General features: G+C 74.3%; 10 protein-coding genes and 1 pseudogene. 1 reads left to right on the top strand and 10 read right to left on the bottom strand.

Annotated features, from left to right (window positions below; all coding sequences use genetic code 11):
• From typA to ABZ920_RS14800, 8 genes and pseudogenes are all read right to left on the bottom strand, one after another.
• Complete coding sequence (typA, locus tag ABZ920_RS14835; protein ID WP_361503656.1) at positions 1 to 1,908, bottom strand: translational GTPase TypA; 1,908 nt, start codon at positions 1,906 to 1,908, stop codon at positions 1 to 3.
• A gap of 374 nt (positions 1,909 to 2,282) precedes the next feature.
• Positions 2,283 to 4,418, bottom strand: coding sequence for an ABC transporter family substrate-binding protein (locus tag ABZ920_RS14830; RefSeq protein WP_361503653.1), 2,136 nt, complete (start codon positions 4,416 to 4,418; stop codon positions 2,283 to 2,285).
• Positions 4,419 to 4,815: 397 nt separating this feature from the next.
• A pseudogene (locus ABZ920_RS14825) lies at positions 4,816 to 5,847 on the bottom strand (hypothetical protein); the annotation flags it as partial.
• 983 nt (positions 5,848 to 6,830) lie between these two features.
• Entirely contained in the window at positions 6,831 to 9,446 is a 2,616-nt protein-coding gene (locus tag ABZ920_RS14820; RefSeq protein WP_361503650.1) for a SpoIIE family protein phosphatase, read from the bottom strand.
• A gap of 252 nt (positions 9,447 to 9,698) precedes the next feature.
• The gene (locus tag ABZ920_RS14815; protein WP_361503647.1) at positions 9,699 to 10,127 is read right to left on the bottom strand and encodes an ATP-binding protein; all 429 of its coding nucleotides are present in this window, start codon (positions 10,125 to 10,127) and stop codon (positions 9,699 to 9,701) included.
• Positions 10,128 to 10,492: 365 nt separating this feature from the next.
• The gene (locus ABZ920_RS14810) at positions 10,493 to 10,918 is read right to left on the bottom strand and encodes a (deoxy)nucleoside triphosphate pyrophosphohydrolase (RefSeq protein WP_361503644.1); all 426 of its coding nucleotides are present in this window, start codon (positions 10,916 to 10,918) and stop codon (positions 10,493 to 10,495) included.
• A gap of 48 nt (positions 10,919 to 10,966) precedes the next feature.
• A complete protein-coding gene (locus ABZ920_RS14805) occupies positions 10,967 to 11,161 on the bottom strand; it encodes an SPOR domain-containing protein (protein ID WP_361503641.1) in 195 nt (64 codons plus the stop codon).
• Between the two features lie 581 nt (positions 11,162 to 11,742).
• Entirely contained in the window at positions 11,743 to 12,495 is a 753-nt protein-coding gene (locus tag ABZ920_RS14800) for a GntR family transcriptional regulator (RefSeq protein ID WP_361503638.1), read from the bottom strand.
• A 443-nt stretch (positions 12,496 to 12,938) separates the two neighbouring features.
• On the opposite strand from ABZ920_RS14800, the gene ABZ920_RS14795 reads away from it, so the two are divergent.
• Positions 12,939 to 14,045, top strand: a complete 1,107-nt coding sequence (locus ABZ920_RS14795) for a threonine synthase (protein ID WP_361503635.1) — start codon at positions 12,939 to 12,941, stop codon at positions 14,043 to 14,045.
• A gap of 282 nt (positions 14,046 to 14,327) precedes the next feature.
• On the opposite strand, the gene ABZ920_RS14790 is transcribed toward ABZ920_RS14795, so the two are convergent.
• Together ABZ920_RS14790 and ABZ920_RS14785 are read right to left on the bottom strand one after the other, a co-directional pair.
• Positions 14,328 to 15,158: an SDR family NAD(P)-dependent oxidoreductase gene (locus ABZ920_RS14790; protein ID WP_361503632.1), complete on the bottom strand. Its 831-nt coding sequence runs from the start codon at positions 15,156 to 15,158 to the stop codon at positions 14,328 to 14,330.
• Between the two features lie 339 nt (positions 15,159 to 15,497).
• Entirely contained in the window at positions 15,498 to 16,175 is a 678-nt protein-coding gene (locus ABZ920_RS14785) for a DUF429 domain-containing protein (protein WP_361503629.1), read from the bottom strand.
• Between the last annotated feature and the right edge of the window lie 134 nt (positions 16,176 to 16,309).

The raw sequence follows: 16,309 nt of genomic DNA, 5'->3' as shown, positions 1-16,309 counted from the left end.
TCAGGCATGCTTCGCCCGGCTCGCGGCGCGGGCGCGCTCACGCTGGTCGAGGACGACCTTTCGGATGCGCACGGCCTCCGGGGTCACCTCCACGCACTCGTCGTCGCGGCAGAACTCCAGGGACTGCTCCAGGGAGAGCTTGCGCGGCGGCACGATGGACTCGGCGACGTCGGCCGTCGAGGACCGCATGTTGGTGAGCTTCTTCTCCTTGGTGATGTTGACGTCCATGTCGTCGGAGCGCGAGTTCTCGCCGACGATCATGCCCTCGTACACCTCGGTGCCCGGCTCCACGAACAGCACGCCGCGCTCCTGGAGGTTGGTCATCGCGAAGGCGGTGACGGCGCCCGCGCGGTCGGCGACCAGCGAGCCGTTGTTGCGGGTCGTCAGCGTGCCGAACCAGGGCTCGAAGCCCTCGTGGATGGAGTGGCCGATGCCGGTGCCGCGGGTCTGGGTCAGGAACTCGGTGCGGAAGCCGATCAGACCGCGGGAGGGCACGACGAACTCCATGCGCACCCAGCCCGAGCCGTGGTTGGACATGTTGTCCATCCGGCCCTTGCGCACGCCCATGAGCTGCGTGACGGCGCCCATGTGCTCCTCGGGCACGTCGACCGTCATGCGCTCGACGGGCTCGTAGACCTTGCCGTCGACCTCCTTGGTGACGACCTGCGGCTTGCCGACGGTCAGCTCGTAGCCCTCACGGCGCATGGTCTCGACGAGGATCGCGAGCGCGAGCTCGCCGCGGCCCTGGACCTCCCAGGCGTCGGGGCGCTCGGTGTCGAGGACGCGGAGCGAGACGTTGCCGATCAGCTCGCGGTCCAGACGGTCCTTGACCTGGCGGGCGGTGACCTTGCGGTCCTTGACGGCCGCCTTCGCGTCGGCGCCCTTGCCGGTGCCGCCGCGGCCGACCAGCGGGGAGGTGTTGGTGCCGATGGTCATGGAGATCGCGGGCTCGTCCACCGTGATCAGCGGCAGCGCGACCGGGTTCTCCGGGTCCGCGAGGGTCTCGCCGATCATGATGTCCGGGATGCCGGCGACGGCGCAGATGTCACCAGGGCCGGCCTTCTCCGCGGGCTTGCGGGTGAGGGCCTCGGTCATCATCAGCTCGGAGATGCGCACGCTCTGCACGGAGCCGTCGCGCTTGATCCACGCGACCGTCTGGCCCTTGCGCAGCTCGCCCTGCTCGACGCGCAGCAGCGCGATACGGCCGAGGAAGTTGTCGGCGTCCAGGTTGGTGACGTGGGCCTGGAGCGGGGCGGCCTCGTCGTAGGTCGGGGCCGGGATGTGCTCCAGGATGGTGGAGAAGAACGGCTCCAGGCTGGTGGAGTCGGCCGGGACCGTGCCGTTCTCCGGCTTGGTCAGCGAGGCGATGCCGTCACGGCCGCAGGCGTAGACGATCGGGAACTCGATCTGCTCCTCGTCCGCGTCCAGGTCGAGGAAGAGGTCGTAGGTCTCGTTGACGACCTCGTCGATGCGGGCGTCCGGGCGGTCCGTCTTGTTGATGCACAGGATGACGGGCAGCCGGGCCTGGAGCGCCTTGCGCAGCACGAACCGGGTCTGGGGCAGCGGGCCCTCGGAGGCGTCCACGAGCAGGACCACGCCGTCCACCATCGACAGACCGCGCTCGACCTCGCCGCCGAAGTCGGCGTGGCCGGGGGTGTCGATGATGTTGATCGTGATCGGGTCCCCGCCGTCCTTCGGGTGGTACTTGACCGCCGTGTTCTTGGCGAGGATCGTGATGCCCTTCTCACGCTCCAGGTCGTTCGAGTCCATGACGCGGTCGTCGACCTGGTCGAGCTGGTGGGCGGCGAAGGCACCGGCCTGCTTCAGCATGCCGTCGACGATGGTGGTCTTGCCGTGGTCGACGTGGGCGACGATGGCGACGTTACGGATGTCGTGGCGCGTGGCCATATAAGGCGTACTCCCGGGAGTGTGAGGACGGCCGTCGCGTATGTCGGTCCTACGCGGGCCCTGCCGGGCGCGTGCCACGGCCTCACCCCATGGTACGGCGTTGTGGCCGGGAGGCTTGCCCGGCCGTGGTGCGGGAGCGGCCGCCGCCCACGTCCGCGCAGCTCAGGTGCGGTGCGGAAGGTGCCCGGGCGGCCGGCGGGCGACGCGGGACGCGGCCCGGCGCCGACGGGCCGGACCCGGCGCCACGGGACTCGCCCGAGGAGGGTCCGCCGCCGCCCTCGCCGCCCGGGCGCCCCGGACCGGTACGGGTACGGGTACGGGGCCGGGCGGGCGGGCGAGGACGTACGGCGGCCGGCGGCCGGGGGTGGGCCGGGCTACTTCTTCAGGAAGCCCATGTCCTCGTAGACCGGTGTGCGGAAGCCGAAGGCGCCCACGTTGGCCAGGTTGCTGCGCACGGCCGTCAGCTGGGGGCGCTGGTAGAGGGGGATCGAGCCGGCCACCGCCCAGATGCGGGCGTCGGCCCTGCGGACCAGGTCGCGCGCCTCCTCCTCGTCCAGCGTGGTCAGCGCCTGGTCGAAGAGCTGGTCGACCTGGTCGGTGCCGACGCGCGTGTAGTTCTGCTGGACGTTCAGGGAGCCGTCGGCGCCGGGCACGGGCTTGGCGTAGATGGGACGCGCGTCGGTCGCCGGGAAGGCGGACGAGGGCCAGGAGTACAGCGCCAGGTCGTACTGCCCCGAGGCGATGTGGTCCTTGAAGTAGCCGGCGTCGGCGACCTTGGTCGTCTCGGTGCCGATCCCGACCTTGTCCAGCATCGCCGTGATGCGCTCGGCCACCTTGTGCAGGGTCTGCGAGCCGGGGCCGGAGGGGAGCACGAAGCGCAGCGTCAGCGGCTTGCCGTCCTTGGCCAGCGGCTTGGTCCCCGTCCCCGCCGGCGCCGCGGTGCCCTTGGGGGCGTACGCCCCGCTCGCACCGTCCTGCTTCACCGGCGCGTCGTGGTCCTTGCGGTCGTCGGACTTGTGGTCGTCCGGCCGCTCGCTGCCCGCCGCCGTCGCGCCCGCCGTCGGGGTGCCCGTCCGGTCGTCCTCCCCCACGATGTACGTACCGTCGTCGCCGCCCCGCGACGGGCTCTCGGAGGTGTGCGCCTCGGCGCCCGCCGCCTTCTCGCCCTTCTTGCGCTTCTCGACCGGGCCGGGCTTCCATCCGGCGTCCGCGAGCAGCGCCTTCGCCTGGGCGGCGTCCTGCCCGCCGAGCGCGTCGCTGTTGTCGGCGTACGCGGCCTGGCCGGACAGGGCGAGGTGGCTGCCCACCGGGACCGCGGGCAGGCCGAGCGGCTTCAGGGCGGTCTCGGCGAGCTCCTGGCGGTTCAGGGCCCGGGCCACCGCCCGGCGCACCCGCTCGTCGGCGAGGGGGCCGTCGGCGCCGTTGAGGGCGAGCTGGGTGTAGGCGGGTTCCAGGGACTTGCGCACCTCGATGCCGCGCAGCGCCTGCTCCCGGCGCAGGTACGTGGTCAGCGCGGCGCGCTCCGCCCGCGCCGACTTCCTGTCGGAGCCGTGCAGCACGGCCCACGACCGCAGCGCCCTGGCGGCGGTACGGCCGCCGGACCCGCGGAGAGGGGCGCTGCCCTTGGCGGCGGCCGCGGAGGTGACGCGCTCGGCCTCGGCGGGGTCGACGTCGGCGACGTCCACCGTGCCGTCGGCGAGCGCGTCCGCCCGCTTGCCGCGCGGCACGGCGTGCAGCACCAGCTGCGACAGCCTGGCCGGCCGGCCCCACCACCGCGGGTTGCGGGTGAGGACGACGTCCTTCGCGGCGGTGTCGACCTTCTGCACCGCGAACGGGCCGGCGGTGACGGTCAGCTTCCTGCGCGCCCCGTCGTTGAAGGCGTCCGGGGTGCCCGTGACGTCCTTCGGGTACAGCGGCGAGAACAGCGACCTCCAGTCGGCGTAGGGCCGGCCGAAGGTGACCTTGACCTCCAGGTCGCCGGCACCGCGCTCGATCTTCTCGATGCGCTCGTAGCCGGCGTTGCGGGCGGTCCAGTAGGCGGTGTCCTTGCCGGACAGGGCGCGCCACTGCGAGACGAAGTCGGCCGCGCCGATCTCGCGGCCGTCGCTCCAGACGGCCTGCTGGTTGAGCCGGTAGACGACGACCTGCTTCGGCTCGGTGTCGACGACCTTCGCCGAGTCCAGGTAGTCCCGGTTGGGCTGCGGGCGTCCGGCGGCGTCGAGGCGGAACATCGCGGGCAGCACGGCCTGGGCGACGCGCGTGGTGCCGGCGTCGGCGTCCGCCTGGAAGGCGTTCAGCGTCTCCGGCAGGGAGTCCACCGCCCAGCGCAGGGTGCCGCCGTCGGCGATCCGCTCGCGTGCGGCGGGCCCGATGTCCTGCCCGGCCAGCGGCTTGCTCCCGTCGTCGTCGTCGGATCCGCAGCCGGCGAGCGCGGGCACCGCGAGCGCGCCCGCCGTCAGGAAGGCGACCGAGCGCATGACCGCCCGCAGTCCGACGCCGTCGTGGGTCATCTGTGGTACCTCCGGGAGCGCGGGTTCCGGTCACGTTCGGCGGTATATGGAGCTGATCAGATCTATGCGGCCACTGAAGAGGAAAGGGTTCGGCAGCGGGCGGCGACACGGCGACGGGAGCTGCAAGCCCACCCGTGCGGCGCAACCCGTGCACACCTGTCCGCAGGCACCGGCCGGCCCGTGCGGCGCCGCTGCCACCGGCCGGTTCGTGTCGCTTCCACCGACCGGTTCGTGGGGTGTCGCCGCCACCGGCCGGCGTTCCGGGTGGGTGGGGGCTGAACGACCGTGGTCAGGAGGCGCGGGCCGGGCCTGAACGGTCGTCGTCGGGACGCGCGGCCGCCGGACCTGAACGGTCGTGGTCGGGACGGTCGTGGGCCGGGACGCGCGGCGAATGGGGTCAGGACGACGGTATCCAGCCCTCGCGGTACGCGGTCCAGTCCTCCTCCGTGGCCGCGAAGTCCACGTACAGGGCGACGCCGAAGCGCTCGCGGTCCGCGTCCGTGCGGGACAGCCCGAGGCGGACGCCGCGCACGGCCGCCGGGACGGTCTCGGCGGCCTCGCGGTGGCCGAAGCGGTTGTCGTGGAAGAAGGGCAGGCCCATCAGCAGGTCGGTCGTCGGCGGGGTGACCTCCAGGGCGAGCGAGGTCTGCTGGGCGACGTACCCGCCGTAGAGGCTCGGCAGCGGCTGCATGGTGTCGTACGACATGACCGCGATCTGGTCGACGCGGCGGGCGACCTCGGCGAAGTACGCCTGGGACCACCACTTCGGGTGGTTGGTGAGCGTGCCCCAGATGGAGTGGAACCCCGGCAGCGGGTCGATCTGGTGCGCGGCGACGGACAGGGGGACGCCCCGGGCCCGGGTGACGTCGTGGAGGGCGTCGAGGAGGGCGAGGTAGTCGCGGTCGCCCGAGTGCAGCGGCTCCAGGTCGAAGTGGGCGCCGTCGAATCCGGCGGCCAGGACCGCGCGGGTGGAGCGGACCACGGCCGCGCGGGTCGCCGCCCGCTCCAGGCGCAGGCCCTCCGGGCTCTCGGTCGCCAGCACGTCGCCGAGCCAGGCCTGCACCCGGACTCCGGGCAGCGCCCGGTGCACGGCAGGTACCAGCCAGCGGGCGTTCGCATACGCCGACGCCGGCAGCGTGCCGTCGTGCTCCAGCGGGCCGGCGTGCACGTAGAGGTCCCGGATGCCGGTCCCGCGCAGCCGCCCGGCCAGCGCCGCGACGTCGGCGTCCTTCTTCCGCCCGTCCACCCAGGCGTGCCCCAGCCAGATCGCGTCCCGGCCACGGGTGTGCGTCCCGCGGGCCGGGTCGCCCGTGTAGTTCACCCGCAGCGCGGTCTCGGCGGCGAGCAGCGGCAGGAGCACCACCAGCACGACGACGAGGACGCCCCGCCTGACCCAGCGAGACCGGCGGGCCCGGCGGGGCGCCCCGGCGCGGGTACGGGGGGCGGCTTCGGCACCGTTGTCAGAGCCGGCCTCCGCTTCGGCACCACTGTCGCAAGCGGCCTCCGCTTCGGCCCCGGTGCCAGGGCCGGCTCCGGCTTCGGCACCGCAGTCCCGGGCGGCTCGGGCAGCAGCCGCGGTCTCCGCAACGGCACCCGACACCGAGTCAGGTCCGGGGGCGGTCTGGGGGCCGACCGCTTCAGCGGCGGTGCCGGGGACGGCTCGGGGTTCCGGGGCGGCTCGGGTGACGGTGCCGGGTTTTCTCGGCACCGGGCAGCCCACGTCCGTGCCGTGCTCGTCGGGCGTGGAGCGCCCGCGCTCCACGCCCGACGGCCTCTCCGGCTGCGCGTCCGGTCCGGTGCCCGTGACGTCGTCCATCCCCGTGTCCCCTCCCGCCGCACCGCTTCTCGTCCGCCCCACCACGGACGCGGCCCCGGTCGCGGGGCCGCGACGGCGGCCCTACGCTCCCCGGTGTGACGTCTTCCGGGGGCCGGGCGGACCGGCCGCGGCAAACGCGACCGCGTACGTCCGCGCGGACGGTGCGCGTCGTGCCGGGGTGCGCGGCCGTGGTCCTGTGGTGGGTACTGACGGGGATGACGATCACTCATGGGGCGGCGGTTGCGTCGCCCGGGCCCGGCGTGCCCGCGCAGCCGCACGACGGGACGTCCGCCGTCGATCTGCTGCCGCCCCTCGCGGCCGCCGGCGCGGCGGGCGTGTTCGCCGGGTGCGCCCGCGTGCGCCGCGCCCGGCGGGCCAGGACGCGGACGACTCCCGGCCGCCCGGAGGCCCGGCAGGGGCCGTCCTGAGAAGCCCGTCCGGTGGGGCGCCTCACGCTCCGCCCCACCGCCGTGGGACACCGGACCAACACCACGGACCGGGCAGGGACACACGGCCCCCGGAACGCGGAACGCGCGTCTTCCCCCGCGTGCGGAATGCGGCCGCGCAGCCGCCCTGCCCTGCGGGGGCGGCCGTCGTCAGAACAGGCTCAGCAGCGCCTCGGCGGGATCCGTGAGGCCGTTCTCGCCGTCCGGGAGCGGGAGTTCGAACCACACCGTCTTGCCGCGCGGTGTCCGCCGGGAACCCCAGGCGGCGCTCAGCAGCCCCACGAGCTGGAGTCCCCGCCCGCCCTCGTCGGTGTCGCGGGCGCGGCGGCGCCGCGGCTGGACCAGCCCGGAGTCCCACACCTCGCACACCAGCGTGCGGTCGAGCAGCAGCCGGAGCCTGATCTCGCCCTCGCCGTACCGCAGCGCGTTGGTCACCAGTTCGCTGACGAGGAGTTCCGTCGTGTCGACCAGCGGTTCCAGGTCCCAGCCGATCAGCTGGGCGCGGGCGTACTCACGGGCGCGCCCCACGCTGCGCGGCTCGCGCGGCAGCGTCCAGTCGCCCACGGACTCGGCGGGCAGGCCCTGGACGCGTGCCATCAGCAGCGCGATGTCGTCCTCGCCGTGGTGGGTGTCGAGGGTGTGCAGGACCTGGTCGCACACGTCCTCCAGGGGCCGGGTCGGGTCGGTGAGGGCTCCGACGAACGCCTGCAGCCCCTCGTCCAGCGGGTGGTCGCGGGACTCGACCAGTCCGTCCGTGTAGAGCGCGAGCAGGGCCCCCTCGGGCAGTTCGACCTCCACCTCCTCGAACGGCTCGCCGCCCACGCCGAGCGGCATGCCCGGCGGCACGTCCAGCATGAGGGCGGCCTCGCCGGGCTCGACGAGGACGGGCGGCAGGTGCCCCGCGTTCGCGAAGGTGCAGCGGCGCGTCACCGAGTCGTAGACCGCGTAGATACAGGTCGCCAGGTACACCTCGGACAGGTCGGCCTCGCGGGGGCGGCGGGCGGCGCGTGTCGCCTGCTGGACACCGCCCGGCGCACCGAGGCCGCGGGCGATCTCGTCCAACTGGGAGAGGACCTCGGCCGGTTCGAGGTCGAGCAGGGCCAGGGTCCGTACGGCGGTGCGCAGTTCGCCCATGGCCACGGCGGCGCGCAGACCGCGTCCCATGACGTCGCCGACGACCAGCGCGGTGCGGTGGCCGGGCAGTTCGATGACGTCGAACCAGTCGCCGCCGACCTCGCTCGGCCGGCCGGTGTTGGCGTTGCCCGGCAGGTAGCGGCAGGCGATGTCGAGGCCGGAGGCCTCCGGGTCGCCGGGTGGCAGGAGGGAGCGTTGCAGTATCAGCGCCCGCTCGTGCTCGCGCCGGTACAGGCGGGCGTTGTCGATGCAGACGGCGGCGCGGGCGGCGAGTTCGACGGCCAGGTCCCGGTCGCGCTCGCCGAACGGCTCGCTGCCCTTGGTCCGGGAGAACTGCGCGAGGCCCACGACCGTGTCGTGGGCGACCATCGGGACGGCCAGCGTGGAGTGCACCAGCCCGCCGTCCTCGCCGGGGACGGCCTGCGGACGGGCGGTGCGCAGGGCGTCGGCGCACGGCGAGTTGAAGGGGTAGTGGTGCACGGCGCCGAGGGGAACGGGCGCGCCGGTGCCGGTGAAGGGCGCGTCGGAGACGGCGCTGGCGAAGGCGACCCGGCGCAGTTCGGCGCTGCCGTCGGCGAGGCCGGGCGGGGTCTCGTCGCCGGCCAGCAGGCCCTGGTACAGGTCGACGGTGGCGAGGTCGCAGAAGCCGGGGACGACGACGTCGAGGAGTTCGCGGGCGGTGGTCTCCAGGTCCAGGGAGTTGCCGATGCGGGCCCCGGCCTCGTTGAGCATGGCGAGATTGCGCCGCGCGGCGGCCGCCTCCCGGGCGGCGGCGCGGCGGGCGGTGATGTCGACGCCGAGCCAGGCGATGCCGATGGGGCGGCCGCTGCCGCTGTGCACGCGGTAGAGGTTGACCGACCAGTGGCGGCGCTCGTCCGAGTCGGGCACGTAGCCCGTGACGTGCATGTCGGTGATGGACTCGCCGGTGTCCAGCACCCGGCGCAGGGTGGCGGCGACCCGCTCGGCCTCACCGCGCGGGAGGTAGTCGTGGACTCCCTTGCCCCGGTGGTCGTCCACGGTGCCGCCGAAGATGGAGGCGAACCGCTGGTTGGCGCGGCGGACCCGCAGGTCGGCGTCGATGAGCAGGAAGCCGAAGGGAGATTGGCCGAATATCGCCTGCGAGGCGGCGAGGTCGGTCTCGATACGGCGCAGGGTGCGGACGTCGACGACGATGCAGACGGCGGCCTTCTCGCCCTCGGCGGTCCGCGTGGGCATGACGTAGACCTCGGCGAGTCCCTCCTCGCCGTGCCCGCCGCCGTCCTCACCGTCCGGGATGCGGAAGGGGACCACACCGGTCCACTCCCGTCCGTCGAGGATCTCGGCCATCTTGCGCTGGCTCTGTTCACGCAGGTCGGGGTCGACGAAGGCCTCGATGGGGTCCATGCCGACCGCCTGCGCGGCGGGAATGCCGAACAGTTGCTCGGCGCGCAGGCTCCACTGGTCGACGTGCCCGTCCGGGCCGATGGAGAAGGAGGCGACCTTGATGTAGTCGTACATGGAGCCGGGCGGACTGCTCTGCCACATGGCGCCCGCGGGCGGCGCCTCCCCGGCGGGAGTACCACCTGCGGCCTCAGCCCTCGCGCCGTCCGACGGGTCCTCGGACTCCGTGGCCTTCGCTGGTATCTCGCTCACGCGAACCGTCCCCTCCAGCTCACCGCGTCCGGCACCGGTCACCGGGGGCGGCTGCCCGCAGTATCCAGCACTACGGCGCCGCGCAACACGGTGTTCACGATCACAGGGCCGTCCCGACGGTTTTCGGTCCGGGCCTGCGACAACACAACCTGTCTTCTAACCAGGCAGGACCCGGTCCAACCCCGTCCGCGGGCATCGGCCGCCCCGGCCCCGCCCGGCCGTTCGACACCGCCGTCGCGCCTGTACAGCCCCTCAGTCGGGCAGCGCCAGCTCGAACCAGACCGTCTTGCCGGCTCCGTCGGGCCGCGTGCCCCAGCGGCGGGAGGCCGACGCGAGCAGTTGCAGGCCGCGGCCGCGCTCGTCGTCGACGCCCGCGGGACGTTCGTGGGGCGGCTCGGGCAGCGCGTCGGAGACCTCGACCAGCAGCACCGCCGGCAGGCCGGCGGGACGCAGCAGGCGCACCCCGATGGGTCCGGTGGCGTACCGCATGGCGTTGGTGACCAGCTCGCTCACCAGCAGGGCGGCGGTGTCGCCGAGGCTGTCCAGACCCCAGGAGTGCAACTGGCCGCGGACCACGGCGCGGGCGGTGCGCACGGCACCCGGGTCCTCGGCGAAGGTCCACTCGGCGCACTCGCCTACGGTGTCGATCACGCCGATCACTTCCCAGGCCGGCAAGCCCATCACGTCGGGTTTCAGGCGGTCAATGGGCCCATACCCGGTATCGGGGTGGCAGTACCGCCCGTGACGGAAGCCCGCCGCGAACGGCCCAGAGGAGCTCGGGACGTGCGGAGTGCTCAGGTCGCGCGGAGCGTGCGGGGCGTTGGGTGCCGCCGGGGTGCCGGGGGTGTCAGGCGCGTCCGAGGGGGCCGGCGGGGACGGAAGCGGCCGGAGGCATTCCGGGCGCACGAGGGCGCTCGGACCGCTCGAAGGAGCACGGGACATCCGGAGGAAGCACGGCACATCCGGAGGAGGCGCGGGACGTCCGGAGGGAGCGCGCGGCATGCCAGGATGCGCGGTGATTCCGGCCATCCCGCTTGCCCGCCGGTTCAGGCGCCGCCGCCCTCCCGCGCGCCGGTCGTGAGGTGCGCGAGCGTCTCCCGTACCGCGGGAACGTCCTGGTCGAGCCACGCCACGTCCCAGATCTCGCCGGGTCCCAGCCAGCGCAGCGCGTCGTGGTCCTGGAGGGGGGCGGGTGCGGCGGAGCCGGGGCGCAGACGCGCGGTCCACACCTGGAGTTCGTAAGGGGCCTTCAGCGGCCAGCTGCCGGGAACCCGGTCGACGGTCTCCGCGTCGACGCCCAGTTCCTCGCACAGTTCGCGCACCAGGGCCGCCTCGGGCCGCTCACCGGGCTCGACCTTGCCGCCGGGCAGCTCCCAGCGCCCGGCCAGCTCCGCGGGCGCGCTGCGCCGTGCGGCGAGAAGGCGCCCGCCGTCGAGCAGGGCGGCACCCACCACCACGATGCGTTCGGTCATACGCCGGAGCCTACGGGAGCGAGGTGGCGCGTCCGGCGGGGGAAGGGCTCAGTCGCCGACGCCCGCGGCGCCCTGCTCTCCGACGCGCTCGACCCAGTACAGCCGCTGGTGACCGCGACTGTCGAGGCTGTCGGCGATCCTCTGGGCCTCGGCGCGGGTGGCGTACTGGCCCACGCGGTAGCGGTTGCCGTTGTCGTCCTGCCGTATGACGAGCCAGGGGAGAGTGATCGTGCTGTCGTTCATCGCGCCCCTCCACTGCCCGATCCCGGCTCCCGCCGTGACCCGCCCGATAAGGAAACCGCAGTCCGCATATGCCCGAGCCTACGCCTTACCTTCACTGAGCGAATACGGCTTTTTACAAAGAGGTAGGCAACCGGCCAGTACGCAGGGGGCGCACGGAGACGAATGCGCCCTGCCGTGCGGAGGTGTTTCCGGTCAGGGGCCTGCGGCGGGTGCCGGGGCGACCTGCGAGAACGGCCGGATTGCTGCGCCTGTCGGGGACCTCGCGCGCAGGTAAGTGCCGGGTGCCGCCGCCGGGGGCGTGCGCCACCCCGGCGGGGTGACGCCCGCTCCGTCGGTTCACGCGCGGGCCAGGGCGCTGAAACGCCCCCGCGCCGGCTCGCGGGGCAGCGGGCTTCCGCCGGGGGCCGCCGGCCTCCGACACCGGCGGGGCCCCACCCGGCCGGCCACGGCACCCGCAGAGGCGGCACCCGGCCGGTCACCGCGTCGGCAGAGCAGCACGCGACCGGCCACCAGCGCTGGCAGAGACAGCACGCGACCGGTCACCGGGGCAGGCGCCAGCGGGCTGCCCGCCCGGCCGCGGGTCACCTCACGGGCAAGTGGTACGCGACCCGGTAGCGGTCGGCCGGGATGACCACGTCCGCCGTCTCGACGGGGCGGCCGGAGGCGTAGAAGGTGCGCTGGACGACGAGCACCACATGGCCGGGGACACCGCCGAGCGTGAGCAGTTCCTCCGCGAGTCCGGGGCGGGCGCCGACCTCCTCGGTGACGTTGTCGACGATGACGTCGATGGCCCGCATCCGCTCGACGACGCCCATGCCCCCGAGCGGGCCCTCCTCCGGAAGCATGACGGGCGTGCGGCCGGTGACGGCGAGCGGCTCCCAGGACGTGGACAGCATCATCGCCTCACCGCCCTCCCGGAACAGGTACCTGGTGCGCATCACGCGGTCGCCGGGCTTGATGCCGAGCCGCTCGGCGATGGCGCTGCCGGCCTCGGTCTGCTCGCTGCTGGACTCCCAGGTGCCGCGCGCCTCGGCGTCGGCCTGCTCCTGGCGGTAGGGCGTGGCCCCGCCGGCCGGCCGGTAGCCGGAGCGGGCGATCCTGCGGGGCACGGGCCGCTCCCGTACGTACGTCCCCGAGCCGGAGCGGCCCTCGACGAGCCCCTCGGCCATCAGCACCTTGCGCGCCTCCAGCGCGACCGTGTCCGAGACGCCGTACTCCTCGCGGATCCTGGCCTGGGACGGCAGACGGGTGTGCGGTGGCAGCAGACCGTCGACGATCTTCTTGCGGAGATCACCCGCGACGCGCAGATACGCCGGCTGCTCACCGAAAGTCACTGGCCGCTCCCATCAGGTTGTACAGACAGCAACAGACTGGCAACCGTGGGTTGTGCCACGCAAGTGGAGGCCAGAGAATCACCCGATGTGATGACAGGAGCGGCCCGAAGGCATTACGCAGGCGGTTTTCTCCCCGCTCCAGCCGCCGTCACACCTCCGCCGCGACACCGTCACCCCCGCCGCCACCCGCCCGCCGGTCTCCGGGGCCTGCCGTGGCAGGCCCCGGAGCCTCGCGAGCGGTGACGAACCGGCGGACGCGCCCCCGGAACTCGCGGCACGACGGGACACCGGACGCCGGACAGCGCGAAACGGGACACCGGACGCCGGACAGCACGACGGGACACCGGACGCCGGACAGCACGACGGCTCACGTCCGCCGCATCGGCGGCCACCGTCGGCCGTGTCCGGCGAACCCGCGTGAACGCGGGCTCTAACCTGCGCACATGACACCTTTGCCGGACCGCTACTGCCCCACCGACGGCGTGCGCGTCCCCAGCGACTCCCTCGCCTGGCGCTGCCCGTCCTGTCACGGCCCCCTGGATCTCGACTTCGCCCCCACTCCCGCCCCGCTGAAGTCCCTGACCGGACGGGTGAACTCGCTGTGGCGGTACGCCGAGACGCTGCCGCTGTCAGCGCCCTCGATCTCGCTCGGCGAGGGCCGGACCCCGCTGGTCGAACTGACGGACAAGGTGTCGGCGAAACTCGACTACCTGATGCCGACCCTGTCGTTCAAGGACCGGGGCGCCGTGCTGCTGGCCGGGCTGGCGCTGCGCCTCGGGCCGCGCCTGGTGGTCGCGGACAGCAGCGGCAACGCGGGCACGGCGGTCGCCGCGTACTGCGCCCGGGCGCGGCTGCCCTGCACGGTGTACGTCCCGCAGGGCACGTCCGCCAAGAAGCTGGAGCAGATCGAGGCGCACGGGGCCCGGCTGAACGTGGTCGACGGCGACCGGGAGGCGGCGGCCGAGGCCGCCCGCGCGGCGGCCGACGAGCCGGGCGTCTTCTACGCCTCCCACGTGTTCAACCCGTACTTCCTGCACGGCACCAAGACCTACGTCCACGAGCTGTGGGAGGACCTCGGCGGGCGCCTGCCCGAGGTCCTCGTCCTCCCGGTGGGCAACGGCACGCTGCTGCTGGGCGCGGCACTGGCGGTCTCCGAGCTGTACGGGGCCGGGCTCCTGGACCGCCGACCGGCGCTGTGGGCGGTGCAGTCGGCGGCGGTGGCCCCGCTGGCCCGGGCCTGGGAGCAGGGCGCGGAGGATCTGACCGAGGTGACGCCGATGGCCCCCACCTACGCGGAGGGCATCGCCATTCCCCGTCCGCCCCGCGCCCGCCAGATCCTGCGCGCGGTGCGGGAGTCGGGGGGCACCTTCCTGACCGTGACGGAGGATCAGATCCGGCACGCGCAGCTGGACCTGGCGTCCCGTGGACTGTACGTGGAGACGACGGCCGTGGCCTGCTGGGCGGCGGTGCGGGAGGGGGCGCTCGGCCAGAAGTCGGCGGTGGTGCCGCTGTGCGGGGCGGGACTGAAGTCGGGCCTGGCCCGGCCGTAGCCACCGCGCGTCCCGCGGGCGCCGCACCCCGGTGCCCCGCCCCACCCCGACGCCAGGCCGCACCCGGCGCCCGGCCGCGCACCCGGCACCTCCGGACCCGAGGACGCGGCGCCTCACGGGTGTTCGCCCCCGCTCCGACCCGGCGAGGTCGGTCAGCGTCGGGTGCCCGGCGAGGTCGGTCAGCGTCGGGTGCCCGGCGAGGTCGGTCAGCGTCGGGTGCCCGGCGAGGTCGGTCAGCGTCGGGTGCCCGGCGAGGTCGGGCAGCGTCGGGGTGTCCGGCGGTCAGTCGCCGATGGCGGTGGCGCGGGTGCGCTCCTCCCAGGCGGCGATGTCGCCGCGGATGGCGTCGAGGTGTTCGAGCACGCCCGTGACCGCGTCCTCGCCCAGGGGCAGCCGCAGCGGGGCGTCGTCCGCGTCCAGGGCGGCGAGGATGAGCGCCGCCGCCTTCGCGGGGTCACCGGGCTGGGTGCCGTCGCCCCCGGACACCCACGCGCGGCTGCGGGTCACCTTCTCGTACACGCCGCTGTCCGGGCTGGCGCCGGCCCTGCTCGCCGCGAACACCGACGTCCGGAACGCGCCCGGTTCGACGATCAGCACCCTGATGCCGTACTCGGCGACCTCGTCGGCGAGCGCCTCCGACAGCCCCTCCAGGGCGAACTTCGCCGCGCTGTAGCCCCCGAAGCCCGCGAAGGATCTCTGTCCGCCCACGCTGCTCATCTGCACGATCGCGCCCGAGCGCCGCTCACGCAGGTGCGGCAGGACCGCGCGGACGAGCGCGGCGGGCCCGAGGACGTGCACGTCGAACAGGCCGCGCAGCTCCTGGTCGGTCGTCTCCTCGACGGCGCCGACGTGCGTCCGGCCGGCGTTGTTGACCTGGACGTCGATCCTCCCGTGCCGGGCCACCACTTCCCGGACCGCCGTCTCGGCCGCGGCCGTGTCGGTGACGTCCAGGCGCAGCGCCTCCATCCGGCCGGGCCGGGCGGCCACCAGGTCCTCCAGCGCCTCGGTCCGCCGGGCCGCGCCCACCACGACGTCACCGGCGGCCAGCGCCGCCTCGCTGATCGCCCGGCCGAAGCCGCTGCTCGCGCCGGTCACCAGCCACACCCTGTCCATGACCACTCCTCGCCTCGCCACCGGCCACGCCTCCAGGCTCGCGCCGGAACCGGTGACGCGCCCGGGATCCGCCGTGCCGGCCGGCGGCCGTGACGAGGAGCGCCCGGGCCCGGGACCTGCGCCGATCGGGCACGCGTGACCGGGGAGCCGCGCTGCACCCGTACGGCCGAGCGGGTGCACGTGCCCCAGCCGGCGCCCGGCGAGCGGATCCGCGCGCCGCCGGGTCGGGGCCGGCGACCCCCTGCCGACCGGTCTCTGGGCGTGCAACGGAGGGCGGCCCCGAGAACGCTGCCTCCGGCGCCGCCGAGGCCATGACCTGGACGGGCCGGCGGCAGCCGGTCAGTAGCGGATCTCCACCAGCCGTCCCTCCGCGTCCAGTTCCGGCGTCTCCGGCACCCGGACGGCGGTTCCGAGCGCGATCCGGTGGGCCGACCAGGCGGCCGCGGCGGCGTCGAGCACGTCGTCCGCGGGCACCCGGTCGGCCTCGCCGAGCTCGTCCGGGAGCACCAGCCCCGCCCGCGACAGCAGGGAGCGGCGCAGGTTCTGCCCACGCCAGGTCTTCTTGGCGTACGCCGGCGGCACCCCGCCCGCCAGGGCCTGGAAGGACAGCTCGGGGTGCACCTCGTGGATCCGCTCGTCCACGGCCCGGCACTCCCTCGCTTCGAGCAGCTTCGGTGCCAGGGCCCACGCCTGCCGGCTCAGGCGGCTGCCGGTGAGTTCCCGGCACCGGTCTCCGGCCGCCCCGAAGTCCGTCTCCTGCCACGCCGGTCTGGGCGCCACCAGGAAGACGCTGCTGCGCCGCGCCCCGAGGAGCGTCCGGGCCTCGAGGTCCGCGGCGCGCCAGCCCCTCTCGATCAGCCCCAGCGGCATGTCGACCGCGATCACCCGCACGTCGCCGGCACGCTCGATCAGCGCACCGAGCCGCCGGTCCACGAGGCTGCCCGCGTACGAGCCGTCCGTGAGCGCGACGCCCACCCACCCCTGCTTGCCACAGGCGTCGACTCCGAGGACATCCATCCGCTCCACCCCTCACCGCAAGAACCCGTCCGGGAGCCGGGCCGGTGCCCGGGCCCCTTGCCCCGACGATGACGAGGATCCCGCTCCGGGCCCGGCCTCGCAGCATGCCCGGGCACAGGGCCGGCCCGGCGCGG

It is taken from the genome of Streptomyces sp. NPDC046831 (assembly GCF_040645305.1).
GTDB lineage: Bacteria > Actinomycetota > Actinomycetes > Streptomycetales > Streptomycetaceae > Streptomyces.
Note: the sequence above shows the minus strand (reverse complement) of the source record. Positions and strands in the feature narration are given on the sequence as shown.